At 71.6% G+C, this 22,455-nt stretch carries 23 protein-coding genes; all 23 read right to left on the bottom strand.

Going from position 1 to position 22,455, the window contains the following annotated elements:
• Positions 1–8: 8 nt before the first annotated feature.
• Entirely contained in the window at positions 9–896 is an 888-nt protein-coding gene (gene sucD / locus VGF64_05985) for a succinate--CoA ligase subunit alpha (protein ID HEY1634287.1), read from the bottom strand.
• Entirely contained in the window at positions 893–2,059 is a 1,167-nt protein-coding gene (gene sucC, locus VGF64_05980) for an ADP-forming succinate--CoA ligase subunit beta (GenBank protein ID HEY1634286.1), read from the bottom strand. Before sucC ends, sucD begins: the two co-directional genes overlap by 4 nt.
• Before the next feature lie 35 nt (positions 2,060–2,094).
• Positions 2,095–2,520 carry a cobalamin B12-binding domain-containing protein gene (locus tag VGF64_05975; protein HEY1634285.1) on the bottom strand — a complete coding sequence of 142 codons (426 nt, stop codon included), beginning with the start codon at positions 2,518–2,520 and terminating at the stop codon, positions 2,095–2,097.
• Positions 2,521–2,571: 51 nt separating this feature from the next.
• Positions 2,572–4,815: a DNA helicase PcrA gene (gene pcrA / locus VGF64_05970; protein HEY1634284.1), complete on the bottom strand. Its 2,244-nt coding sequence runs from the start codon at positions 4,813–4,815 to the stop codon at positions 2,572–2,574.
• Positions 4,816–4,837: 22 nt separating this feature from the next.
• Positions 4,838–6,400, bottom strand: coding sequence for a glutamine-hydrolyzing GMP synthase (gene guaA / locus VGF64_05965; GenBank protein ID HEY1634283.1), 1,563 nt, complete (start codon positions 6,398–6,400; stop codon positions 4,838–4,840).
• Positions 6,397–7,563, bottom strand: coding sequence for a GuaB3 family IMP dehydrogenase-related protein (locus VGF64_05960; protein HEY1634282.1), 1,167 nt, complete (start codon positions 7,561–7,563; stop codon positions 6,397–6,399). The genes guaA and VGF64_05960 overlap by 4 nt, the downstream gene beginning before the upstream one ends.
• A 145-nt stretch (positions 7,564–7,708) precedes the next feature.
• Positions 7,709–8,389 carry a CoA pyrophosphatase gene (locus VGF64_05955; GenBank protein ID HEY1634281.1) on the bottom strand — a complete coding sequence of 227 codons (681 nt, stop codon included), beginning with the start codon at positions 8,387–8,389 and terminating at the stop codon, positions 7,709–7,711.
• Positions 8,390–8,395: 6 nt separating this feature from the next.
• On the bottom strand, positions 8,396–8,557 hold the full coding sequence (locus VGF64_05950; GenBank protein HEY1634280.1) for a hypothetical protein: 162 nt from the start codon (positions 8,555–8,557) through the stop codon (positions 8,396–8,398).
• Between the two features lie 101 nt (positions 8,558–8,658).
• A complete protein-coding gene (gene groL, locus VGF64_05945) occupies positions 8,659–10,326 on the bottom strand; it encodes a chaperonin GroEL (protein ID HEY1634279.1) in 1,668 nt (555 codons plus the stop codon).
• The gene (gene groES, locus VGF64_05940; protein HEY1634278.1) at positions 10,326–10,631 is read right to left on the bottom strand and encodes a co-chaperone GroES; all 306 of its coding nucleotides are present in this window, start codon (positions 10,629–10,631) and stop codon (positions 10,326–10,328) included. Before groES ends, groL begins: the two co-directional genes overlap by 1 nt.
• 102 nt (positions 10,632–10,733) lie before the next feature.
• Positions 10,734–11,771 (bottom strand): tRNA (adenosine(37)-N6)-threonylcarbamoyltransferase complex transferase subunit TsaD, encoded by a 1,038-nt coding sequence (gene tsaD / locus VGF64_05935; protein ID HEY1634277.1) that lies wholly within the window; start codon positions 11,769–11,771, stop codon positions 10,734–10,736.
• Positions 11,772–11,775: 4 nt separating this feature from the next.
• Positions 11,776–12,369 carry a ribosomal protein S18-alanine N-acetyltransferase gene (gene rimI / locus VGF64_05930; protein HEY1634276.1) on the bottom strand — a complete coding sequence of 198 codons (594 nt, stop codon included), beginning with the start codon at positions 12,367–12,369 and terminating at the stop codon, positions 11,776–11,778.
• A gap of 2 nt (positions 12,370–12,371) precedes the next feature.
• On the bottom strand, positions 12,372–13,160 hold the full coding sequence (tsaB, locus tag VGF64_05925) for a tRNA (adenosine(37)-N6)-threonylcarbamoyltransferase complex dimerization subunit type 1 TsaB (protein HEY1634275.1): 789 nt from the start codon (positions 13,158–13,160) through the stop codon (positions 12,372–12,374).
• Positions 13,157–13,678, bottom strand: coding sequence for a tRNA (adenosine(37)-N6)-threonylcarbamoyltransferase complex ATPase subunit type 1 TsaE (tsaE, locus tag VGF64_05920; GenBank protein ID HEY1634274.1), 522 nt, complete (start codon positions 13,676–13,678; stop codon positions 13,157–13,159). Before tsaE ends, tsaB begins: the two co-directional genes overlap by 4 nt.
• Positions 13,675–14,238, bottom strand: coding sequence for a uracil-DNA glycosylase (locus VGF64_05915; GenBank protein ID HEY1634273.1), 564 nt, complete (start codon positions 14,236–14,238; stop codon positions 13,675–13,677). The genes tsaE and VGF64_05915 overlap by 4 nt, the downstream gene beginning before the upstream one ends.
• A 69-nt stretch (positions 14,239–14,307) precedes the next feature.
• On the bottom strand, positions 14,308–15,201 hold the full coding sequence (locus VGF64_05910) for a P1 family peptidase (protein ID HEY1634272.1): 894 nt from the start codon (positions 15,199–15,201) through the stop codon (positions 14,308–14,310).
• 118 nt (positions 15,202–15,319) lie between these two features.
• The gene (locus tag VGF64_05905) at positions 15,320–16,315 is read right to left on the bottom strand and encodes an alpha/beta hydrolase (GenBank protein HEY1634271.1); all 996 of its coding nucleotides are present in this window, start codon (positions 16,313–16,315) and stop codon (positions 15,320–15,322) included.
• A complete protein-coding gene (locus tag VGF64_05900; protein HEY1634270.1) occupies positions 16,312–17,685 on the bottom strand; it encodes an NAD(P)H-hydrate dehydratase in 1,374 nt (457 codons plus the stop codon). The genes VGF64_05905 and VGF64_05900 overlap by 4 nt, the downstream gene beginning before the upstream one ends.
• Positions 17,682–18,146 carry a holo-ACP synthase gene (acpS, locus tag VGF64_05895; GenBank protein ID HEY1634269.1) on the bottom strand — a complete coding sequence of 155 codons (465 nt, stop codon included), beginning with the start codon at positions 18,144–18,146 and terminating at the stop codon, positions 17,682–17,684. Before acpS ends, VGF64_05900 begins: the two co-directional genes overlap by 4 nt.
• Positions 18,146–19,996, bottom strand: a complete 1,851-nt coding sequence (glmS, locus tag VGF64_05890; protein HEY1634268.1) for a glutamine--fructose-6-phosphate transaminase (isomerizing) — start codon at positions 19,994–19,996, stop codon at positions 18,146–18,148. Before glmS ends, acpS begins: the two co-directional genes overlap by 1 nt.
• 130 nt (positions 19,997–20,126) lie before the next feature.
• The gene (gene glmM, locus VGF64_05885; protein HEY1634267.1) at positions 20,127–21,479 is read right to left on the bottom strand and encodes a phosphoglucosamine mutase; all 1,353 of its coding nucleotides are present in this window, start codon (positions 21,477–21,479) and stop codon (positions 20,127–20,129) included.
• A 6-nt stretch (positions 21,480–21,485) separates the two neighbouring features.
• Entirely contained in the window at positions 21,486–21,878 is a 393-nt protein-coding gene (gene rpsI / locus VGF64_05880) for a 30S ribosomal protein S9 (protein HEY1634266.1), read from the bottom strand.
• 11 nt (positions 21,879–21,889) lie between these two features.
• The gene (gene rplM, locus VGF64_05875; protein ID HEY1634265.1) at positions 21,890–22,342 is read right to left on the bottom strand and encodes a 50S ribosomal protein L13; all 453 of its coding nucleotides are present in this window, start codon (positions 22,340–22,342) and stop codon (positions 21,890–21,892) included.
• Positions 22,343–22,455 lie beyond the last annotated feature (113 nt).

Genomic DNA, 22,455 nt, shown 5'->3' with positions numbered 1-22,455 from the left:
CGGGTCTCTCAGCCGAGCTTGCCCACCACCTCGACCATGAGCTCGCCGGCCTCGGTCGGGTTCTGGGCCACGATGGCACCGGCGGCCTCGAGGGCGTCCATCTTGGCCCTGGCGGTGCCCGACGAGCCGGAGATGATGGCGCCGGCGTGGCCCATGCGCCTGCCCGGCGGCGCCGTGACCCCGGCGATGTATGCCACCACGGGCTTGCTCATGTCCTTGGCGATGAAGTCCGCCGCCCGCTCCTCCTCGGTGCCGCCGATCTCGCCGATCATCATCACGGCGCCCGTCTCCGGGTCGGCCTCGAAGGCGGCCAGGCAGTCGATGAACCCCGTCCCCGGAACGGGGTCCCCACCGATGCCCACACACGTGGTCTGACCCACGCCCTGGAGGGACAGCTCGTTGAGGGCCTGGTAGGTGAGCGTCCCCGAGCGGCTGACGATCCCGACCGGCCCACCCGCCAAGGCGATGTCACCCGAGGTGATGCCGATGTTGCACTTCCCCGGGGAGATGATGCCGGGACAGTTGGGCCCGAGCAGCCGGGAACCGGGATGGTCCCGCCGGAGCTGGTTGAACAGGAGGGCCTCGTCCTGGGCGGGGATGAACTCGGTGATGCAGACGATGAAGGGGATGCCGGCGGCCGCCGACTCGAGAATGGCGGCAGGCGCGGCGCGCGGGGGCACGGAGACGAACGAGGCGTTGGCGCCGGTGGCCGCCACCGCCTCGGCCACGGTGTCGAAGACAGGTATGCCCTCGACGTCCTGGCCGCCCTTGCCGGGTGTGACGCCGGCCACCACCTTGGTGCCGTAGTCCCGGTTGCGCAGTCCGTGGAAGCGACCCTGGCCCCCGGTCAAGCCCTGGATAGCGACCTTGGTGTGCTCGTCGACGAAGATGCTCATGACGACGGGGCCGTCCGATCGCCCGCAGCGGCCAGCTCGACGGCCTTGCGGGCCGCGTCGAGCATGGTGGGCAGCGAGATCAGGCGATCTGATTCGTGGTCGGCGAGGAGGGCCCGTCCTTCGGTGACGTTGGTGCCGTCGAGGCGCATGGCGATCGGCGCCCGCAGCTCGACCCGCCCCAGGGCCTCGACGATCCCCTTGGCCACCTCGTCGACGCGGGTGATCCCGCCGAAGATGTTGACGAGGATCGAGCGCACGTTGTCGTCGGTGTTGATGACCTCGAGGGCGTTGGCCATCACGTCGGCGTTCGCCCCCCCGCCCACGTCCAGGAAGTTGGCGGCGGAGCCCCCGACCTGGTTCACCACGTCCAGGGTGCTCATGGCGAGCCCGGCGCCGTTGGCGATGATGCCGACATTGCCCGACAGTCCGATGTAGTTGAGCCCCTTCTCCTTGGCCAGGCGCTCGCGGTCGTCCAGGTCCTGAAAGCTGGTGAGCTCGGCCCACTCGGGATGGCGGAAGGCGGCGCTGTCGTCGAGGGTCACCTTGGCGTCCAGGGCGTGCACGCGGCGATCGGTTGTCAGGATCATGGGGTTGACTTCCACCAGCTCGGCGTCGCCCTTGACGAAGCACAGGTACAGCTTGATGAGCAGCTCGATCGCTTCGTCCCGGGCATCCGGGTCGAGCCCGGCCCGGTCGACCATGTCGGCCGCCATCGGCGCGGTGAAACCGTCGACGGGATCGACGTGGAGCCGCGCGATGGCCTCGGGCTCCTCGGCCGCCACCTGCTCGATGTCGACGCCACCCCGGCTCGACACCAGGCCGAGGTGGAGCTTCGCCGATCGGTCGAGGGTGAAGCTGGCGTAGTACTCCTCGGCAATGTCCGAGGCGTGCTCGATCCACAGCCTCCGTACCACGTGGCCCTTGATGTCCATCCCGAGGATGGCCTCGGCGTGGCCACGGACCTCGTCTGGGTTCCCCGCCAGCTTGATGCCCCCGGCCTTTCCACGCCCGCCCACCTGGACCTGGGCCTTGACAACGACGGGGTACCCCACCCGGTCGGCCTCGACCACGGCCTGGTCGGCCGTGTCGGCCACGCCTCCCGGTGACACCGGGATCCCGTAGCGGGCGAAGTACTGCTTGCCCTGGTACTCGAACAGGTCCACCTGGCTGCCTCTCCTGTCGGGTTCTCTCGTCGGGTCTAGCTCTGGCTGCTCTCGGTCGCCGCCTCCCGGCGGTCGAGCTCCCCGCCCAGCCATTCGAGAATGTCCTGGAGGGGAGCTCCGGGGGTGAACACCTTGGCCACCCCGATCTCGGTGAGCTTCGGGATGTCGGCCTCGGGGATGATCCCACCGCACACCACCAGCACATCGCCCGCGCCGGCGGACCTCAGGGCCTCCATGATCTTCGGGACGAGCGTGAGGTGCGCCCCCGAGAGCAGCGACAGTCCGACCGCGTCCGCGTCCTCCTCGATCACGGCCTGGACGACCTGCTCGGGTGTCTGGTGCAGGCCGGTGTAGATGACCTCGAAGCCCGCGTCGCGCAGGGCCCGGGCGATCACCTTGGCCCCCCGGTCGTGCCCGTCGAGGCCAGGCTTGGCCACGATCACGCGGTAGGGCCTGTTCATCCACCGCATACTAGGGCCCGGTGCCGCCTCACGAACCTGGCCGGTCTGAAGCTAGGCCCGTTTGAGCGGGGCCCAGGCCAGCAGGAGCTGCTTCTCGCCGATGCCCGGGAACCGGATCGTGGCCTCGGCCTTGTCACCACTGCCGCGCAGCTCGAGGACCACGCCCTCTCCCCATTTGCCGTGGACGACGTCGTCGCCGACCTTCAGACCGAGCCGCTCGGCCCCCGTGGTCCGGGCCGGGCTGGTCCGTCCCGCCCGGCGGGCCGACTCGACCAGTGCGTCGCGGCCGCGGGTCCCGGACCGACCGGCGCCGTTGGCGCCGTTGCTCGTCGCGCCGTTCCCCGCGTTCCGCAGCAGCATCTCCGGGACCTCTTTCAGAAACCGGCTCGGGGGGTTCCACTGCACCGAGCCCCAGAGCCCGCGGCAGGTGGCGTGGGACAGGTGCAGGTACTCCCGGGCCCGCGTCATCCCCACGTAGCAGAGGCGGCGCTCCTCCTCGAGCTCGTCGGGCTCGCCCATGGCCCGCAGATGCGGAAACACCCCCTCCTCCATGCCGACGAGGAACACGGCGGGGAACTCGAGGCCCTTGGCCGTGTGCAAGGTCATCAGGGCGACCCTGGAATCGTCGTCGTCGAGGTCGTCGGCGTCGTTCACCAGGGCCACCCCTTCGAGGAAGGAGGCGAGGTCCTCGTGCTCGCTGGCGACGCCGACCAGCTCGGCCAGGTTCTCGAGTCGTCCCGCCGCCTCGAGACTGTGCTCGGCCTCGAGCTCGGCCCGGTAGCCGGTGAGCTCCAGCACCGCCTCCAGCATCACCGCCGGGTCGGCGCCGGACACCTCACCCTCGGCGCCGCTCCGCAGGCGCTCGAGCAGCTCCAGCAGGCTGCGGATCCCGCTGGCGGCCTTGCCGGTGACGCCCGCCCGCTCCGCCCCGGCCAGGGCGGCACCGAAGTTCGTCCCCTGGGACGACGCCCAGGCCTCGATGCGCCGGACGCTGGTGTCTCCCACGCCGCGACGAGGCACGTTGACGATGCGCCGGAAGGAGACCTCGTCGTCGGGGTTGACGAGGACCTTGAGATAGGCGAGGAGGTCCTTCACCTCGCGGCGGTCGTAGAAGCGGGGGCCTCCGATCACGACATAGGGAACGGCGCGCCGGACGAGCTCCTCTTCGATCACCCGGCTCTGGGCGTTCGTCCGGTAGAACACGGCCACGTCGCCCCACCGGCAGCGGCCGGTGGAGTGCAGGCGGGCAGTCTCCTCGCCCACCCAGAAGGCCTCGTCCCGCTCGTCCTCGGCCTGGTAGTACGAGATCCGCTCGCCGCCCAGCCGTTCGGTCCGCAGGACCTTGGGCTTGCGCATCATGTTGTTGGAGATGACGGCGTTGGCCGCGTCCAGGATGGTCTGCGTGGAGCGGTAGTTCTGCTCCAGGAGCACGACGGTGGCGTCGGGGAACGCCTCCTCGAACTCGAGGATGTTGCGGATGTCAGCCCCCCGGAAGCCGTAGATGCTCTGGTCCGTGTCCCCCACCACGAAGACGTTGCCGTGTCCCTTGCCCAACAGCACGATCAGCTCGTTCTGCGCCCGGTTGATGTCCTGGTACTCGTCCACGAGGACGTGGGCGAAGCGGGACTGGTACTCGCCCAGCACCTCGGGGTGGCTCTGGAAGAGGTTGACCGTGACCATCAGCAGGTCGTCGAAGTCCATGGCGCTCGCGGCCAGGAGCCGCTGCTGGTAGTCGCGGTAGACCTCGGCCGTCCGGCGCTCGAAGACCTTCTCCGCCTGCGCCGAGTAGGTCTCGAAGTCGAGCAGCTCGTTCTTGGCGTTGCTGATGGCGGCCTGGACGGCCCGAGGCGGGAAGCGCTTGGGGTCGAGATCGAGGTCGCGCAGCACGTAGCCGGTGAGCCGCACAGCATCGGCCTGGTCGTAGATCGTGAACGAGGAGCGGTAGCCGAGCTTGTCGGCGTGACGACGCAGGATGCGAACGCACGCCGAGTGGAAGGTGGACACCCACATCCGGTTGGCCACCGGGCCGACCAGGGAGGCGACCCGCTGGCGCATCTCGTCGGCGGCCTTGTTGGTGAAGGTGATGGCGAGGATCCGGAACGGTGACACCTCGCGTGCTGACACCAGGTGAGCGATCCGGCGGGTGAGCACCCGCGTCTTGCCCGAGCCGGCGCCGGCGACGACCAGCATCGGACCGTCGCCGTGCAGCACGGCGCGACGCTGGGCGGGATTGAGCCCGGCCAGCAGCTCGTCCTCGCCTGGCCGATCCGGTCCGGCCGCGGCCACCTCGCTCATCTCGCGGCCACCATACCGGTGGTCACTCCCACTCGATGGTGCCGGGCGGCTTCGAGGTCACGTCGAACGCCACCCGGTTCACGCCGGCCACCTCGTTGATGATGCGGCTCGAGAGCCGCTCGAGGAGGTCGTACGGGAGTCGGGCCCAGTCCGCCGTCATGGCGTCGTCCGACGTGACGGCGCGGATGACGACGGGATAGGCGTACGTGCGCTCGTCACCCATCACGCCGACGGTGCGCACGCCCGGCAGCACGGCGAAGCTCTGCCAGAGGCTGCGGTACAGGCCGGCCCGCTTGACCTCCTCGACGACGATGGCGTCCGCCGCCCGCAGCACCTCGAGGCGCTCGGGCGTCACGGCGCCGACGATGCGCACGGCCAGGCCCGGTCCCGGGAAGGGCTGGCGCCACACGATCTCCTCGGGCAGCCCGAGCTCCTCGCCCACCGCCCGCACCTCGTCCTTGAACAGGGTGCGCAGGGGCTCGACGAGCTCGAGGTTCATCTCCGCTGGCAGACCCCCGACGTTGTGGTGGGACTTGATCCTGGCCGCGTCCTCGGTCCCCGATTCGATGACGTCGGGATACAGCGTGCCCTGCACGAGGAACCGGGCGTTGTCGACGTCCCCCGCCACCTCCTCGAAGACCCTGATGAAGGTGGCGCCGATGACCTTGCGCTTGTCCTCGGGGTCCTCCACGCCGTCGAGCGCCTCGAGGAACCGGTCGGCCGCCTTGGCCCGTACCAGGTCGATCTGGAACTGCCCCCGGAAGGTGTCCTCCACCTGCTCCGTCTCTCCCGCTCGCATGAGCCCGGTGTCGACGTAGACACAGGTCAGCTGGGAACCGATCGCCTTGTGGACGAGCGCGGCAGCGACGCTCGAGTCCACGCCTCCGGAGAGCGCGCACAGCACCCGGTGGGAGCCGACCTGGGCCCGGATCGTCTCCACCGACGCCTCGATGATCGAGGTCCGGGTCCAGCTGGGACGACAACCGCAGACGTCGTACAGGAACCGCTTGAGGATCTCCTGGCCCCGCTGGGTGTGGACGACCTCGGGGTGGAACTGGACGCCGTACAGGCGTCGGCCGGCGTGCTCGAGGGCGGCGACGGGAGCGTCGGGGGCGCGCGCCGTCACCACGAACCCGTCGGGGGCGCCCGCGATGGCGTCGAAGTGGCTCATCCACACGTCCTGCTCGCCCGGCTGCTCGGCGAAGAGCAGGGACGGCGCCAACAGGGTGAGCGGCGTCCGCCCGTACTCGCCCCGGCCGGTGCGGGCCACCGAGCCCCCGAGCTGATGGGCCAGCAGCTGGGCGCCATAGCAGATGCCGAGCACCGGTACGCCGGAGTCGTAGACCTCGGGGTCGACGACCGGGGCCGGGTCGACGTGCACGGACTTGGGACCGCCGGAGAGGATGATCGCCCTGGGCCGACGCGCCAGCATCTCCGCGGCCGGCATGGTGTGGGGAACGATCTCGGAGAAGACGTGCGCCTCGCGCACCCTGCGGGCGATCAGCTGGGCGTACTGGGCCCCGAAGTCCACGACGAGGACCGTGTCGAAGGCCGGGTCACCCGAAAGGGGACCCGTCGTGCTCAAGGGTGCCCCATGCCGACGCCCTGGGACCGCTGGGCGGCCTTGCCCTCGGTCTGGAGGGCGGGCGCCACCATGACCTCGGCCTTCTGGAACTCCTTGACCGTCTCGTAGCCGGTCGTGGCCATCGACGTGCGCAGGGCCCCGAAGAGGTTGAAGCGGCCGTCGTTCTCGTGCGCCGGTCCCTGCAGGATCTCGCTCATCGTGCCTCTCATGCCGGTGCGGATCCGGGCGCCGCGCGGCAGCGTGGGGTGGAAGGTGGCCATGCCCCAGTGGTAGCCGCGGCCGGGCGCCTCGTTGGCCGCCGCCAGCGGAGAGCCGAGCATCACCGCGTCGGCGCCACAGGCGATGGCCTTGGCCACGTCGCCGCCGCGGCTCATGCCGCCGTCGGCGATGACGTGGCAGTACACGCCGGTCTCGTCGAGGTGGCGGATACGGGCCCCGGCACCGTCGGCGATCGCGGTGGCCTGGGGTACGCCGACGCCAAGCACGCCCCGGCTGGTGCAGGCGTTGCCCGGCCCCACGCCCACGAGGATGCCCACGGCGCCGGTCCGCATCAGGTGCAGGGCCGCCTGGTAGGAGGCGCAGCCTCCCACGATCACCGGGATGTCGAACTCGCGGATGAAGCGCTTGAGGTTGAGGGGCTCGGTGGTCTTCGAGACGTGCTCGGCCGACACGACCGTCCCCTGGATCACGAGCAGGTCGAGCTCGGCCTCGAGGAGGGCCGGCGCCAGGCTGCGCGTCCGCTGCGGCGTCACCGCGGCACACGAGACGACCCCGGCGCTCTTGATCTCCCGGATGCGGGCGGTGACCAGCTCGGGCTTTATGGGCTCGGTGTAGATCTGCTGCATGCGGGCCGTCGCCTTGTCGTCGTCGAGGTGGGAGATCTCCTCGAACAGCGGCTCGGGGTCCTCGTAGCGGGTCCACAGCCCTTCGAGGTTGAGGACAGCGCTCCCGCCCAGCCGACCCACCTCGATGGCGATGGCGGGGCTCGTCACGCCGTCCATGGCCGCGGCCATGAGCGGGAGCTCGAACCGGTAGGCGTCGATCTCCCAGGAGATGTCCACGTCCTCGGGATCGCGTGTCCTCCGGCTGGGGACGATGGCGATGTCGTCGAACCCGTACGCCCGCCGCCCCGACTTGCCGATGCCGATCTCGACCTCAGCCATCTACGCTCCTCAACACTTGGGGGGAAACGTCAAGGCTACAGCGACGCCGTGGCGATCAGGCGGCTCTCGCGGGCGATCGGGCCCGGCGCGCGGGATCAATCTCGACCAAAATTTGGAACACGCGGACAAGGCCCGGACGCCCACCTCAGGCCGCGCCGACGACCAGCTCCAGGAGCTCGGTGAGGATGCGGGCCGTCGCGCCCCAGACCGTCTCGTCCTCGAGCTCGAAGAAGTGCATCGGTCGGTCGTCCTGGCCCGGGAGGTCCCAGCGCTCCTCGCGGTACACCTCGTCGGTGGCGAGCTCGGCCAGGCTGACGTCGAAGATGCGGGCCACCTCGGCGGGGTTGGGTGAGAGGCGCGGACGCCGCGCCAGCGCCCCGACGAAGGGCGTGATCCTCGATCCGCTCGACACCGTCGCCAGCGGCGCCAGCTGCCCCAGCACCTCCACGTCGCCCGGATCGAGGCCGACCTCCTCGTGGGCCTCACGCAGGGCGCCCGCGACCGCATCCTCTCCCTGCTCCAGCCGCCCCCCCGGGAAGGCGACCTGGCCGGTGTGCGAGCGGAGGTGGGCGCCCCGCCTCGTCAGGATGACCCTGGTCTCCCCGGCCTCCTCGAAGAGTGGGACGAGCACGCCGGCATCGCCTCTCGGGTCCGCCTCCAGCCTCGCCACCGTCTCGGCCGTCGTGGGGTCTTCGAGGCGGAGTGCCGCCCGCACCCGCTCCATGGTGAGACCCCGCCTGGCGTCGAGCCGCGCCTCCGCCCACGGCGCCGGCGCGCCCGGACGGGCTCCCGCGGGACGCGGGATGAGCTGCTCGCCCGATCCCACCCTCGGCTAGCTCGCCACCGGGTGATCCTCGACCAGGGTCTCCAGGAGCTCGCGCAGCCCGCCGGTCTTGAGGTTGCTCATGACCCGCCCTGGAGGCGTCTCGGCCCGCTCCCATTCCATCCAGAAGGCCAGCAGCTTGGCGGGGTCGGGGGGCGGCCGGGGGTCCATGTCCGCAGAATCTAGTGGTGGGCCGCGCCCGATTGGCCCCGGAACGGCAGCCGGCCGGGCCTCGTGGGCCCGGCCGGCTGTCTCCATCGGTACCGCGACCGCTACATCATGCCGCCCATGCCACCCATTCCGCCCATGCCACCCATGCCACCGCCTGCTGCGGCGGCCGCGGCGGCGGCCGGATCGGGGCCCTTCTCGGGCTTGTCCGCCACCAACACCTCGGTGGTGAGGAGCAGGCCGGCGATCGAGGCGGCGTTCTGCAGGGCCGAGCGGGTCACCTTGGCTGGGTCGATGACCCCGACCTTCAGCAGGTCCTCGAAGACGCCGGTGAGGGCGTTCAGGCCGGTCGTGCCGGTCTCGGCCTCGACCTGACGCACGACGACGGCGCCCTCGAGCCCGGCGTTGGCTGCGATCCACCGTGTGGGCTCCTCGAGAGCCTTGCGGACGATGTCGGCCCCGGTGGCCTCGTCACCGCTGAGGCCCTTGGCGGCCTTGTCGATGGCGCCCCGGCTGCGGATGAGGGCGGTACCCCCACCGGCCACGACGCCTTCCTCGATGGCCGCCCGGGTCGCCGACAGGGCGTCCTCGATGCGGTGCTTCTTCTCCTTGAGCTCCACCTCGGTGGCGGCGCCCACCTTCACCACGGCGACGCCCCCGGCCAGCTTGGCCAGGCGCTCCTGGAGCTTCTCCCTGTCCCAGTCGGAGTCGGTGTCCTCGATCTCCCGCTTGATTTGGGCGATGCGGCCCTTGATGTCGTCCTGGCTGCCGGTGCCCTCGATGATCGTGGTGTCGTCCTTGGTCACGATGACGCGGCGGGCCTGGCCCAACAGGTCGAGGGTGGCGTTCTCCAGCTTGAGGCCGATCTCCTCGGAGATGACCTGGGCGCCGGTCAGGACCGCCATGTCCTCGAGCATGGCCTTGCGGCGCTCGCCGAACCCGGGCGCCTTGACGGCAACCGAGTTGAACGTTCCCCGGATCTTGTTGACGACCAGTGTCGCCAGCGCCTCGCCCTCGATGTCCTCGGCGATGATGAGCAGCGGCTTGCCGCCCTGCATGACCTTCTCGAGGACGGGGACGAGGTCGTGGACAGCGCTGATCTTCTGGTTGGTGATGAGCAGGAGGGGGTCGTCGAGGACGGCCTCCTGGCGCTCGGGATCGGTCACGAAGTACGGCGACAGGAAGCCCTTGTCGAACTGCATGCCCTCGGTGAAGTCCAGTTCCAGGCCGAAGGTGTTCGACTCCTCGACCGTCACCGTGCCGTCCTTGCCGACCCGGTCGATCGCGTCGGCCAGGACCTCGCCGATGGAGGCGTCGGCGGCCGAGATGGCCGCCACCTGGGCGATCTCGCTCCGGTCGTCGATCTCCTTGGCCTGGTCGAGGATGGAGTCGACCGCTGCGGCCACGGCCGTGTCGATGCCCCGCTTGAGGGCGGCCGGGCTGGCACCGGCGGCCACGTTGCGCAGGCCCTCCCGGACCAGCGCCTGGGCCAGGACCGTCGCCGTGGTCGTGCCGTCGCCGGCCACGTCGTTGGTCTTGGTGGCGACCTCCTTGACCAGCTGGGCGCCCATGTTCTCGAAGGCGTCCTCCAGCTCCACCTCACGGGCGATCGTGACGCCGTCGTTGGTGATGGTTGGCGCGCCGAACTTCTTCTCGAGGACCACGTTCCGGCCCTTGGGGCCGAGCGTGACCTTGACCGAGTCGGCGAGCCTGTTGACGCCGGCCTCGAGGCCCCGGCGTGCGTTCTCGTCGAACTTGAGGATCTTCGGCATTACTTCTTACCCTTCTTGGCCACCTTGGCCAGGACGTCACGGCCGGTGAGGATCAGCAGGTCCTCACCCTCAGTGGTGATCTCGGTGCCGCCGTACTTCGAGTACACGACGGTGTCGCCCACGGCGACCTCGAGGGGGACGAGCTCGCCGGTGTTCTCCGCCCTCCGGCCGGGGCCCACCGCCAATACCTCGCCCTGCTGGGGCTTTTCCTTGGCGGTATCCGGGATGACCAGGCCGGACGCCGTGGTCTCCTCCGACTCGCTGGGGCGCACGACGATCCTGTCGTCGAGGGGCTGTAGGTTCATCTCCGCAGGCCTCCCTTTGGCTTTCTCTTCGCCTTCTCTTGGCGCTTAGCACTCTCAGATGTCGAGTGCTAACCCTAGCGAGAGGCGCGGCCGCTGGCAACCTCACCTGGCGCCGGCGAGGCGCAGCCCGGGGTCGGCCCCCGTCTCGAGGGAGCTGGGACCGTCGCTGCGCAGCCGCCACCACCCGGCGGCGGCGACCATGGCCGCGTTGTCGGTGCACATGGCGCGGCTGGGGACGAAGGCGCGGAGGCCGTCGGCGATGCACGCGTCGAGGATCCGCTCCCGCAGGACCGAGTTGGCGGCCACCCCGCCGGCGAGGCACAGACCCCGGGCGCCTACGGCCGCCGCCGCCCGCCGAGCCTTGGCGACCAAGACGTCCACCACGGCTTCCTGGAACGAAGCGGCCACGTCGGGGACCGCCACCTCGGGGTGCTTGCGCACGTGGGTGATCACCGCCGTCTTGAGCCCGCTGAACGAGAAGTCGAGGCTCTCGCCGGCCAGTGCCCGGGGGAACGCGACGGCGTCGGCCCGTCCCCGGGCGGCCTCGCTGTCGATGACGGGACCGCCCGGGTAGCCGAGGCCGAGGAAGCGGGCCACCTTGTCGAACGCTTCTCCGGCGGCGTCGTCGATGGTCTGTCCCAGCAGCCGATAGCGCCCGTGGTCCTCCATCGCCACGAGCAGCGTGTGGCCGCCGGAGGCCAGGAGGACGACCAGCGGCAGCTCGAGATCCGGCTCCTCGAGGAAGGCCGCGTACAGGTGCGCCTCCAGGTGGTTCACGGCGACGAAGGGCACGTCCCACACCAGCGCCAAGGCCTTGGCGGTGCTCACCCCGACCAGGAGGGACCCGACCAGGCCGGGACCGACGGTCGCTGCCACCGCGGCCACCCCGAGAGCGCCGGCGCCGTCCTCGACGCCCCGGGCGTCGAGCCCCGCCTCCACGAGCGCCTCGGCGATGACCGGCGTGAGGAGGTCGACGTGCGCCCGCCCCGCGATCTCGGGCACGACACCGCCGTAGCGGGCGTGGATGTCGATCTGGCTGCTCACCACCGATGAGAGCACCTGGCTGCCCTCGGCGACCACCGCCGCCGCCGTCTCGTCGCAGGAGGTCTCGATGCCCAGGATGCGGGCCGGAGAGCTCATCGGCTCACCAGCGCTCCTCGCCCACCACCGTCGGGCCGAGCCCCTCCTCCAGGGCGTCGAGGCGACGCGCGTAGTCGTCGGTGTCGATGTCGTCGACCCACATGACCAGGGCGTCCTCGTTGGTCTCGGCGTAGTAGTTCTTGCGGATTCCGGCGGGCTGGAACCCGAACCGGTAGTAGAGCGCCTGGGCGACGCGATTGGCGACCCGCACCTCGAGGGTGAGGTTGCGGCACCCTCGACGTCGGGCGAGCCAGGCCATGTTGAGCAGAAGCCGGGTGCCGACCTTGTGGCGCTGCCACGCGGGGTCGACGGCGATCGTGGTCACGTGGGCGTCGGCCCCGCTGAACATCAGGCCCGAGTAGCCGACGATGGCCCCCTGGGCCCGGGCGACGTGGTAGGCCCGTGTCGAGCGCAGGGCGAGCTCGCTCATGAACAGGCTCAGCGACCACGGTCGGGGGTAGACCTGGGCCTCGATGCGCAGCACCGAGCGGAGGTGGCGGCGTCGCATGGCCAGGATCTGCACCTCGGGTGCCGCGCCGTGCCGGGGCGGGGCGAGCGGGCGCCCGGCGTCGTCCTCGGGAACTCGAGCAGCAGCCACGGTCAACTCCGCCCCTGGACCCGGGTGCCGTCGCCGGCCGAGCCGGTCGAGGGCGCCGGTCCACCGTCGCCCGCCCAGGTCGTTCCCGGCGCTCCCGCGGCACGGCGCTCGTCCCAGCTGATCTCGGCGTCCGACTTGCGCAGGTAGAGGACCCGCAGGTCGCGGGGCTGGACGAACTCCTCGCGGATGGCCCGGGGATGGGACAGCTCCACCAGCGCCGAGGCCTGTGGATAGGCGTACCCGAGCCCACCCAGCTCGATGCGGCTGTCGGCGGCCAGTAGGTCCCCGTAGCGGACGGCCCCGTCCCCCACCACGATGCACTCGTCGCCGCTGGCCTCCAGCTCGCAGGCCAGATCGGCGGGCGGCTGGAGCCGGTAGTCGGACAGCCGCTGGACGCCCCCCTGGACCTGGCGGTAGAGGGCGCTGTAGACCTCGCCCCGGCGGGCGTCGATGACGGCGGCGATGAGCCGACGCGTGTGCCGCACCGGGAAGGCCAGCAGATCGAGGCTGGACAGCCCGATCATCGGCAGCCTGAGAGCCTGAGCGGTCGCCTTCGCCGCCGCCACGCCCACCCGCAGGCCGGTGAAGAGCCCGGGGCCGATGTCGACGGCCACGATGCCGACCTCTTGCAGCTCCACCTGGGCCTGGCGGCACACGAACTCGATGGCAGGAGCGAGGGTCTCGGCGTGGCGACGCCCGCGCGCCACGCCGAACGACGCGATCACGCCCTCCTGTCCGCCCAGGGCCACGCCCACCTGCTGGGTGGCGGTCTCGATGCCGAGGATGATCACCGCAGCCCCTCCGGCACGGCGCCGGCGGCCGGACCCGGGTCGACCAGCCACCGGTCGAGCACGACGGCCAGCAGGCGCAGCCGTCCAGACCACCGTCCCCCGACCGCCTGCAGCGTGAGCACGCGGTCGTCGTCGTCAGCACCGAGCTCCAGGCACACCTCCAAGAAGTCGGGCGCCAAGGCCGCGGCGGCCACGTCACCCCACTCGATCAGGGCCACCCCGCCCTCGTCGAGCAGCTCCGGCAGGGCCAGGTCGACGACCTCCTGGAGGTGGTCGAGGCGGTAGACGTCGGCGTGGACGAGCGTGATCCGGCCCTCGTAGGTGCGCAGCAGGGTGAAGGTCGGGCTGGTCACCTGCTCCTCGACCCCGAGGCCCCGCCCGAAGCCCTGGGCGAAGACGGTCTTGCCGCTGCCGAGCTCGCCCGCCAGCAGGAGGACGTCGCCCGGCTGCACGACACCGGCCAACGCCGCGGCGAGCTCCCTCGTGTCGTCGGGTGACTTGGTGGCGGCGACGATCACGGTCGCGCTCCGAGCTCCTGCTTGGCCCGCACGAGGTCCGCCCGCATCTCGGCGAGGACCTCTCCTCCCCCGCCCCGCAGGGCGGCGGCCGGGTGGTAGGTGGGCACGAGGCTCCCGGAGCGGAAGGGATAGGTCCGTCCCCGTAACCGCCGGATCCCCTCGGTCGTGTCGAGCAGCAACCGGGTGGCGAAGTTGCCGAGGGTCACCACGACGGTGGGGGCCACCATGTCGAGCTGGGCCTCGAGGTAGGGACGACACGAAGCGATCTCCTCCGGCCGCGGGTCGCGGTTCCCCGGCGGTCGACACTTCACGACGTTGGCGATGTAGACCTGACGGCGCTCGAGCCCGACCTCCTGGCGCAGAAGCCGGTCGAGGAGCTGGCCCGATCGACCCACGAACGGCTCGCCGGCGAGGTCCTCGTCCCGGCCTGGCCCCTCTCCGACGAGCATGAGCGAGGCGTTGGGATCCCCGACGCCGAACACCACGTTCGTGCGTCCTGCTGACAGCGGGCAGCGGACGCAGACGTGTGCTTCCCGCTCGAGCTCGACGAGCGTCGCCACGCCATCATGGTAATCGCAGGGGTCGGCAAAAGCGCTGGCGACTCCGACTCATCCACCGCGCCGGCCCACCTACCCAGGAGCGAGGGGCTGACCCGTCGAGCGCACGGCCTGGACCACGGCCCGCGCCGCCAGCAGCCGCACCTCGTCGACATGGGCCTCCACCTCGCCCAGGGCGGCGGCCACGATGGCATCGCCGTCGACCGTGGTGTGGGCGGGCTCGATGCCACGGGCCAGGCCGTCGTGCGCCGACTGGGCCACCAGCAAACAGCCGGTCTTGCTCAGGGCGGCGTTGGTCACGACGATGCCGATGGCGGTGTTCCCGAGGACCGAGAACGACCCTCCGGAGGTTGGCGGGAAGGCCTCCGGTCCGGGGTCGAGCCGCTCCTCGGCAGCTGAGCCGGGGGAGGGGACGACATCACCGAAGGCATTCACGGCCATGAGTGCCGACACGACCAGGCGCTCCCGGCGCTCGGTGGCGGTGCCGATCCCCGCCGGTACGGCGGCGTCCCGCCCGCGCCACGTGCTGACCGTCGCCCCCGTGCCCGCTCCGACGGTTCCGGTCGCCACCACACCCCCGGTCGCGGCCTCGGCAGCGGCGTAGCCGGCGTCGGCACCCGGTCGGACCGACGGGTCGCCCACGCCGAGATCGAACAGGACGGCGCCGACCACGATGGGCACGGGCCCGGCCGGGGTCGCCAGGCCTCTGCCCCGCTCCTCGCACCACCTGGCCACACCATCGCACGCGGCCAACCCGAAGGCCGAGCCGCCGCTCAGCACCACGGCATCGACGTGCTGGACCAGCCGCTCCGGAGCCAGCAACTCCCACTCCCTCGTTCCCGGCGCACCGCCTCGGACCTCCCCCGAGGCCACGGTCCCGGCGGGAAGGAGGACCACGGTGCAACCGGTCCGGGCCGCGTCGTTGGTCCAGTGCCCGACCCGCACGCCGGGCAGCTCGGTGATCAAGCTCTGCTCCTGGCGGCATCGCCGCCCCGGGCGGGGGCCCACCCCCGACCTCCTCTGTTCTGATCGACACAGGGCGGCGGGGACCCCAGCCCCGCCGCCGGCCGTTCACGGTCCGCCATCAGGCGGACGCCTCGAGGACCTGGCGGCACCGGCTGGCGAAGCGCTCGATAACGCCGCCGAGCTCCTCCCGACGCTCGAGCATGACCATGTGCCCGCAGCCATCGAGGGTGAGCAGCTCCCCCCGGGGAAGCGCGGCGGCCAGCCGGCGGGCGTGCCAGGGCGGCGTCAAGGTGTCCCTCGAGCCGACGACCACCTGCGCCTGCTGATCCACCGCCCCGAGGTTGCGGCACAGGTCGACTGTCATGACATCGCCCAGGAGCTCGGCCACCACGGCCACCGAGGTGTCGTCGATGATGGCCCTGGTCAGCTCCACGTGGTCCGGGCGTGGAGCGGCTCCGAAGGCGACTCGGGCAATCAGGTAGGACAGGTCGCCGGGAGGGAGCAGCCCCCGCCCGACCCCGTTCATCCTGTGCAGCCGCAGGCCGACGAGGCGCGCCAGCGTGCGGGCCAGCAGCTCCCAGTAGGGCAGGCGGGCGAGCGGACCTCCCGACGTGGCCACCAGACCGACTCCGGCCACCCGTTCGGACAGCGTCTCGGGCCGGTCCGCCAACAGGCGGAGCACGACCATGCCTCCCATCGAATGGCCGACGAGGACCGCGTGCCGGAGGTCCAGAGCTTCGAGGACGGTGAGGAGGTCGGTCCCGAGACGAGTGAGGTCGGCGGGCTCCCGGCCAGCACGGGACCGACCGTGGCCGCGCTGGTCGATGGCGACGACCCGGTGTGTCGCCGAGAGGTCGTGCAGCTGGTAGCCCCAGATACGGGCCGCAAGCGTGATCCCGTGCAGCAACACGATCGGCGGGCCCTCTCCCCGCTCGAGGACGTGGATCTCGGCACCGTCGTCAGTCTCGATCGTCCGCTCGGCGACCGGGGGGACGAAATCGGCTTCGCCGACGGGCACGACCCCCGCCCGCGCCCGCCGGATGATCTGGCGCTCGACGAGGGCCGCGGACCCGGCCGCGGCGCCCAGGCCGAGGGCCACCCAGCGCGCCCTCACCGGGCCATCACTCCCGACAGCCAGCGGGGCACGAGCTCGACGAGGTCCCCCGCCAGCAGGCCCTCGGAGAGGCCTAGCCCCGCTGCCCGACCATGGGCGTGGGCCCCGAACGCCGCCGCCTCGACGGCATCCAGACCCCGAGCCAGGAAGGCCCCGATGACGCCGGAGAGGACGTCGCCGGTCCCGGCCGTGGCCAGACGTTGCGAGCCCGATGTCGAGACGAGCGATCCGCCATCCGGCGCGGCCACGATGGTCGTCGAGCCCTTCAGCAGCACCACCGCACCGGTCCGCCGGGCCAGGTCGCGGGCGGCTCCGATCCGGTCGGGCGCAGGGGCAGCGCCGGCCAGGCGGGCGTACTCGCCGGCGTGAGGCGTCAGCACGATGGGGGTCGAGCGGCCCGCTACGAGCTTGGCGACCTCCTCCGCCCGGCCGAGCACGTTGAGCCCGTCGGCATCGACGAGCACGGGAACGGGGCACTCGGCGACCAGACGGCGCACGGCTGTCGCCGCTGCTTCGGAGCGTCCCAGCCCCGGCCCGAGGACGAGCGCCCGGCAGCGTCCGACGACGCCGAGGACGTCGGCTTCCCAACCTTCGGGCGGCAGCCCGTGGGCGACCACCTCGCTGCTCGGGAGGTCCCGAGGGCCGGCGCCGGGGACGCCGAGCTGGACCATTCCCGCCCCCGACCGCATGGCGGCCAGGGAGCAGAAGGTCGCCGACCCCATCATCCCGGGTGAACCGGCAGCGACATAGATCGCCGTCTCCCACTTGTGGCTGTCTCTCGGGCGCGTGGGCAGGAGGTCACCGACGTCGGCGTCGTCGACCACGTGCATGCGGGCCCGGCTGACGTCCAGGCCGATATCGACGACCTCGACCGATCCGGACCGCTCAGGACCCTCGCCGAGCAGCAGTCCGGGCTTGAGGGCGGCGAAGGTCACGGTGGCATCGGCCCGCACCGCGCCCGAAGCCGCCTCTCCGGTGTCGCCGTTGACCCCCGAGGGGATGTCGACGGCCACCACGAGTCCGCCCGGCGCGACCTCGGGCGCCCGGTACTCGCCCCGGAATCCCGTCCCATAGGCGGCGTCCACGACGATGTCGCAGGGCGGGAGCTCCTCCCCGGCCGCTGCCGCGTCGACCACTCGCACCCCCACGCCGCGCCGACGGAGCCGGTCGGCGGCGACGCGGCCGTCGTCTCCGTTGTGGCCCTTGCCGGCCACGACTACGACTCGACGCCCGTACGAGCCCCCCAGCCGGCGGAGCACGGATCGGGCCACCGCCCCACCAGCCCGGTCCACGAGGGTCTCCAGGCTCACGCGCCGCTGGGCGTCGGCGTCGACGGCCTTCATCTCCTCGACCGTCACGACCGGCTTCATCCTCGGCCCGCCGTATCGATGGGCCGGCCTCCCGCGCCGGCCGTATCGATGGGCAGGCCTCCCGGGCCGGCCAGAGCGAGCACCACGGCCTCGGCCATCAGATCGGTGTGGGTGATCGACACCCGCCAGCCCGTCACTTCGAGGCGGCCCGCGAGCTCGGAAGCCTTGCCGGCGACAGAGAGCGTGGGCGCGCCTCCCGGTCGGCGTACCACCTCGACGTCGTGGAAGGCGAAGGCGCCGAGCCCGACGCCCAGCGACTTCATGGTCGCCTCCTTCACGGCGAAGCGGGCGGCCAGCCGGGGTGCCGGGTCGGCGAACCGGGCCGCGTACGCCAGCTCGCCGGCGGTGAACAACCGGCCCCGCAGCCCAGGCCGGCGCTCGAGCGCCCGGCGGAACCTCGGCACTTCCACGGCGTCGATCCCGATCCCCACGCCCTCGATCGCAGCCCCCGACGGGGTCATCACTCGACGGTGACGGTCTTGGCCAGGTTGCGGGGACGGTCGACGTCGTTGCCCCGCCCCCTGGCCAGCGCATAGGCGAAGAGCTGGAGGGGGACGACGTCCACCACGGGCTGGAACAGCTCGTGGCCGGCGTAGGGCACGGTCAGGACGTGGTCGGCGATCGCCCGCACGTGGCTGTCGTCGGCGTCCTCGTCGTCGACCAGGGCGACGACGGTCGCCCCTCGGGCCTTGACTTCCTGCATGTTGGCCAGCAGCTTGTCCCGCAGCCGGCTGCGAGTGGCGATCGCCACCACCACCACGCCGGGCTCGATGAGCGCGATGGGGCCGTGCTTGAGCTCGCCGGCCGGATAGCCCTCCGCCCGGAGGTAGCTGATCTCCTTGAGCTTGAGGGCGCCCTCCAGGGCCATGGCGTTTCCGACACCCCGGCCGATGAAGAAGAAATCGCGCACTCCCGCCACCTGCCGGGCCACCTCGGTCACCGCCGGAGCCGTGTCGATGGCGGCCTGGACGCGCTCGGGCAGGCGTTGCAGGCACTCGAGCTGGTGGGCCACCTCCTCGGGGTAGTACTTGCCCCTGACCTGGCCCAGGTACAGGGCCAGGACCTGCATGGCCACGAGCTGGGCCACGTGGCACTTGGTCGAGGCCACACCGATCTCCGGTCCCGCCCGGGTGTAGAGCGTGGCGTCGGCATCCCGAGCGAGCGAGGAGTCCACCACGTTGGTGACGGCCAGCACCCGCGCCTTGCTCATGGCCTTGGTGTGGGCGACCGCCTCCATCGTGTCCAGCGTCTCGCCGGACTGGCTGATGGCGACGACGAGGCTGGACGAGTCGAGCACCGGGTCGCGGTAGCGGAACTCGCTGGCGATCTCGAGCTCGGTGGGCAGCTGGGCGAAGTGCTCGATGGACAATCGGCCCACCATCCCGGCGTGGTAGCTCGACCCGGTGGCGACGACGAAGACCTTGTCGACCTGGCGCACGTCATCGTCCGACAACCGCACCTGGTCCAGCACGAGGCGCCCGCCCGCGATGCGGCCCAACAGGGTGTCGCGCACGGCGGCCGGCTGCTCGTGGATCTCCTTCATCATGAAGTCCGGGTACCCACCCTTCTCGGCGGCCTCCAGGTCCCAGCTGACTTGCCGGGGGACCAGCTCGACCTCGCGCCCGGCCAGGTCGGTGACCCGCACATCGCCGGCACGAACCTCGGCGACGCGGTCGTTGTCGATGACGTAGAACGTCTCGGCCCGGCCGTGGATGGCGGGGATGTCCGATGCCAGCAGTCCGGTCCCGTCGCTCTGGCCGGCGATCAGCGGCGAGCCCCGCCGGGCGCCGACGATGAGCCCGGGGTCGTCGGCGTGGATGACGGCGATGGCGAACTTGCCCTGGACCTCGGCCAGGGCGGCGCGCACGGCGTCAGCCAGGCCCAGACCGTCTCGCTTGCGGGCCGCGATCAGGTGCGCCAACACCTCGGTGTCGGTGTCACTGGTCAGCTCGTCGCCGCCCTGGGGCAGGGTCCGGGCCAGCTCCCGGTAGTTCTCGATGATCCCGTTGTGGGCGAGGGCCAGACGGCCGGAGGCATCGGTGTGCGGGTGGGCGTTGAGCTCCGTCGGTGCCCCGTGGGTCGCCCACCGCGAGTGGCCGATGCCCGCGGTGGCGGACGGGGCGTCACCGACCGTCTCGGTCAGCTCGGCCACGCTCTTGTTGCCGCCGGCCCGCCGGCGGCGCCACACGCCCCCATCGGCCAGCAGCGCGACACCTGCCGAGTCGTAGCCGCGGTACTCGAGGCGGGCCAGCCCCTCGAGGAGCACGGGGAGCACGGGAGACGATCCGGTGGCGCCGATGATGCCGCACATGGGACCTAAGGCTACGGCGTCCTGTCACCCACCGGGACGGTGGCTCGAGGCGCCGACCTCGCTGCCGTCGGAACCCGGCTCGAACGCGACATGCTCGGTTGCCGGGCAGCCGCGGTGAGCAACGGGCGCCTCACGCGTCCCCCAGCTGGCGGCGCACGATGCGGCACAGGCGGTCGACCGCGGCGCGAGCCTGCTCGGCGCTCTGTGCCTCGACCATGACCCGCACGACCGGCTCGGTGCCGCTGGCCCGGAGCAGGACCCGACCGGCACGACCGAGCTCTGCCTCGACGGCCGCCACCTCCTCCCAGACCGCTCCGGCCGAGGCCAGCTGGTCGGGACGGGGCACTGCCACACTGACAAGCTCCTGCGGCAGGCGGGTCATCGCCTCGCCGGCCAGCTCGGCCAGGGGCCGACCCCGACGCCGAAGCAGATCGAGGAGCTGGAGGCCGGTCAGGATCCCGTCGCCGGTGGTTGCGAGCTGTCGGAAGATGATGTGACCGGACTGCTCCCCCCCGAGGGTGTAGCCACCCTCCTCGATGGCGACCAGGACGTGGCGGTCGCCCACCTGGGTCTGGCACACCCGGATGCCCCTGGCCTCGAGGGCGAGCAGCATCCCGAGGTTGGTCATGACCGTCACCACCACCGTGTCCGAAGCGAGAAGGCCACGCTCCAGGAGATCCACGGCGAACAGGGCCATGAGATGGTCACCGTCGACCAGGGTGCCGGCGTGATCGACGGCCAGCACGCGGTCGGCGTCGCCATCGAAGGCCAGTCCCACGTCGGCCCCCGCCGCCACGACGGCGCGCTGGAGGCCCTCGGGATGGGTCGAGCCGCAGCCGTCGTTGATGTTCGTCCCGTCGGGAGCGTCGGCGATGACGCTCACGTCGGCTCCCAAGCGGGCCAGGACCGACGGTGCGACCCGGCTGGCGGCGCCGCTGGCGCAGTCCAGCACACAACGAAGGCCGTCCAGGCGGCGGCCGTCCAGTGAGGCGACGAGGTGGTCGCTGTACTGATCGACGGCCGCGGGGTCGGCGTCTATGCGGCCCACCGAGCCCCCCACCACCGCTCTCGTGACGGGCGCCGTGGGCTCGGCGACCAGCCGGCCGAGCTCGGTCTCGAGGGCCCGCTCGACGGGATCGGACAGCTTGGTCCCTCCGGAGCCGAAGAGCTTGACGCCGTTGTCGGGGAACGGGTTGTGCGAGGCCGAGATCATCGCCGCCGGGACCTGCCGCGTCGCCGAGAGCCAGGCCAGGCCGGGCGTGGGGATGACGCCGACGTCGGCGACGCGCACGCCTTCGCTGGCCAGCCCGGCGGCCAGAGCAGCCTGCAACAGGGGGCCCGACAGCCTCGTGTCCCGACCGACGATGAACTCAGGAGCGGGAACGACCCGTGCCGCGGCCCGTCCGAGGGCAAGGACGAGCTCAGGGGTGAGCTCGGCGTTGGCGACGCCGCGGAGGCCGTCGGTGCCGAACTTCAGGGTCAAGCGCGGCTACCGCTTCGAGTACTGGGGCGCCTTGCGGGCCTTCTTGAGGCCGTACTTCTTGCTCTCCTTCTTCCTGGCGTCGCGCGTCAGGAACCCCGCCCGCTTGAGGGGGACCCGGAGTTCACCGTCCAGATCGGCCAGGCCGCGGGCGATCCCGAGGCGGAGGGCGCCGGCCTGTCCGGAGGTGCCCCCGCCGCCGATGGTCGCGTCGATGTCGTAGGTGTCCGCCGCCGTCGCCAGCCGCAGAGGCTCGGTGGCGATCATGCGGTGAGTCGCCGAGGGGAAGTACTCCTCGATCGGGCGCCGGTTGATCCTGATGGTCCCGCCGCCGGAGCGGAAACGCACGCGCGCCACCGCCGCCTTGCGGCGACCGGTGGTCTTGACGAGAGGCTGGGGCATGATCGGGCTCCTCAGGCCGGGTGCGCCCGGGCTCCCGCCAGCGGCAGGGGCTGGGGGTCCTGGGCGGTGTGTGGATGGGCGGGTCCGGCGTACACCTTGAGCTTCTTCAACGTGCGCCGACCGAGCGGGCCTTTGGGCAGCATCCCTCGCACCGCCCGGCGGACGGTCTCTTCGGGTCGGGTGGCCAGCAGCTCGGCGTAAGTACGGCTCGTCAGGCTGCCGGGGTAGCCGCTGTGGCGGTAGTAGTGCTTCTTGCCGGCCTTGTCGGAGGTCATGACCACCTTGGCCGCGTTGACGATCACGACGTGGTCACCCATGTCGACGTGAGGGGCGAAGAGGGGCTTGTGCTTGCCTCGCAGGACCCGAGCCACCTCGGCACACATGCGGCCCAGCACCAGTCCGTCGGCGTCGACGACGTGCCAGGCACGGACGACGTCGCTGGGCTTGGGTGAGTAGGTACGCAAGGGAGTCTCTTCCAGGGATTCCGGCAATTCGGGAGACGCGGACCGCGTCCTTCGAGCGCCGGGCCGACGAACCAGATTAGGGTCGCCGCCCCCCTGCCGGCAAACGGGGCCGC

The sequence above is a fragment of the Acidimicrobiales bacterium genome (genome assembly GCA_036491125.1).
In the GTDB taxonomy this organism is placed as follows: Bacteria; Actinomycetota; Acidimicrobiia; order Acidimicrobiales; family AC-9; genus AC-9.
This window is presented reverse-complemented; position numbering and strand designations above follow the sequence as displayed.

Bases quoted from the DNA above. Each gene is read 5' to 3' on its own strand.
- sucD (HEY1634287.1), bottom strand. From the start codon at position 896: ATGAGCATCTTCGTCGACGAGCACACCAAGGTCGCTATCCAGGGCTTG.
- VGF64_05975 (HEY1634285.1), bottom strand. From the start codon at position 2,520: ATGAACAGGCCCTACCGCGTGATCGTGGCCAAGCCTGGCCTCGACGGG.
- pcrA (HEY1634284.1), bottom strand. From the start codon at position 4,815: ATGAGCGAGGTGGCCGCGGCCGGACCGGATCGGCCAGGCGAGGACGAG.
- VGF64_05960 (HEY1634282.1), bottom strand. From the start codon at position 7,563: ATGGCTGAGGTCGAGATCGGCATCGGCAAGTCGGGGCGGCGGGCGTAC.
- VGF64_05950 (HEY1634280.1), bottom strand. From the start codon at position 8,557: ATGGACCCCCGGCCGCCCCCCGACCCCGCCAAGCTGCTGGCCTTCTGG.
- groL (HEY1634279.1), bottom strand. From the start codon at position 10,326: ATGCCGAAGATCCTCAAGTTCGACGAGAACGCACGCCGGGGCCTCGAG.
- groES (HEY1634278.1), bottom strand. From the start codon at position 10,631: ATGAACCTACAGCCCCTCGACGACAGGATCGTCGTGCGCCCCAGCGAG.
- tsaD (HEY1634277.1), bottom strand. From the start codon at position 11,771: ATGAGCTCTCCGGCCCGCATCCTGGGCATCGAGACCTCCTGCGACGAG.
- VGF64_05900 (HEY1634270.1), bottom strand. From the start codon at position 17,685: ATGAAGCCGGTCGTGACGGTCGAGGAGATGAAGGCCGTCGACGCCGAC.
- acpS (HEY1634269.1), bottom strand. From the start codon at position 18,146: ATGACCCCGTCGGGGGCTGCGATCGAGGGCGTGGGGATCGGGATCGAC.
- glmS (HEY1634268.1), bottom strand. From the start codon at position 19,996: ATGTGCGGCATCATCGGCGCCACCGGATCGTCTCCCGTGCTCCCCGTG.
- rpsI (HEY1634266.1), bottom strand. From the start codon at position 21,878: ATGCCCCAGCCTCTCGTCAAGACCACCGGTCGCCGCAAGGCGGCGGTG.